Origin of the sequence: Falsiroseomonas oryziterrae (genome assembly GCF_021864505.1) — a bacterium.
GTDB classification, from domain to species: domain Bacteria; phylum Pseudomonadota; class Alphaproteobacteria; order Acetobacterales; family Acetobacteraceae; genus Falsiroseomonas; species Falsiroseomonas oryziterrae.
Window position 1 is genome coordinate 1 of record NZ_JAKJIB010000589.1, and the last position, 1,226, is coordinate 1,226.

Annotated in this window: 2 protein-coding genes; one reads left to right on the forward strand and one right to left on the reverse strand. The window is 75.9% G+C overall.

All coding sequences use genetic code 11. The features are described from left to right. A partial coding sequence (locus tag L2I40_RS23420) for an MFS transporter (protein ID WP_237217756.1) occupies positions 1-594 on the reverse strand: 594 nt, incomplete at its 3' end. 99 nt (positions 595-693) lie between these two features. Here L2I40_RS23420 and L2I40_RS23425 point away from each other — a divergent pair. Next, positions 694-1,226, forward strand: a 533-nt coding sequence (locus tag L2I40_RS23425; protein ID WP_237217757.1) for an FAD-dependent oxidoreductase, incomplete at its 3' end; no start/stop codon positions are given.

Sequence of the window (1,226 nt, forward strand, 5' to 3'; positions counted from 1 at the left end):
CAGCGGGCGACGTGCCGCGATCAGGTCGCCGATCTGGGCCCGCACCCGCGGGCGCGGCCCTGGCGGCGCCGGCGCATCGGGCGGCACGGTCCGCCAGCACAGGAGCAGCGCCGCGCCGAGCAACGCAGCACAGCCCAGCCAGGCGACGCGCCAGCCGGCCGCCTCGACCAGCGGCGCGCTGAGCAGGCCAAGCGCCACACCGGCCGGCATGTAGGTGCCCCAAAGCCCCATCGCGAAGGCGCGGTCGCGACCGCTCGCCATCGCGGCGATCAAGGCCGGCGCGGCGACGGTGACGAGGAGGAAGCCCGCCCCCTCCGCGATGCGCGCGAGCATGAGCGGGCCGCTGGCCGGCGAGAGCGTGGCCGCGACGGCCGCCACCGTTCCCGCCGCGAGTCCGACGAGCAAGGCGCGGCGTGCGCCAATCCGCGCGGCGGCGAGTCCGATCGCGAGCCCCGCCACCGCGGTCAGCAGCGCGAACAGCGCCACGAGCAATGCGGCGGCGGAGAGCGTCAGGCCGAACTCGGCGCCGATCGTCGTCATCGCGGCCGGCACCTTGCCGACCTGCGCCGCCGCCGCGATTCCGGCCAGCACCACGGCGACAACCCCGGGCCAGCGTGTGGCAACAGGGCCGGAGGAGGATCGCATCGCCGCAGTCTCGCGCAGCCGGGCGGATCGCGCCATCTAGGGAGGCGGATGGCGGACGAACGACACCTGATCCTCGCCGGCGGCGGACATGCGCATGTCGAGGTGCTCCGGCGCCTTGCGCGCGACCCCCTGCCCGAATGGCGCGTGACTCTCCTGACGCGGGAGGCGGCTTCGCCCTATTCGGGCATGCTGCCCGGCGTTGCCGCGGGCCTCTATCGGCCGGAGCAGGCGCTGATCCCGGTGGCGCCGCTCGCCGCGCGCGCCGGCGCGTCACTGGTGCTGGACAGCATGACCGGGCTCGATCCGTCGGCACGGCTGCTGCATCGCGCCGGTGGCGCGCCCCTGCCCTACGACCTGCTGTCGCTCGACACCGGCGCAACGCCGGAGCTCTCTGTGCCGGGCGCCGCGGAGCACGCGACATCTCTCAAGCCGATCGATGCGCTGCTGCCGCGGCTCGATGCGCTGGTGGCGGAGGCGCGGCCAGGGCGGACGATCGCGGTGGTCGGCGCCGGCGCCGCCGGGACCGAGATGGCGCTGGCGCTGGCCGTGCGCCTCGGCCCGACCGGCGTGCAGATGGTCCT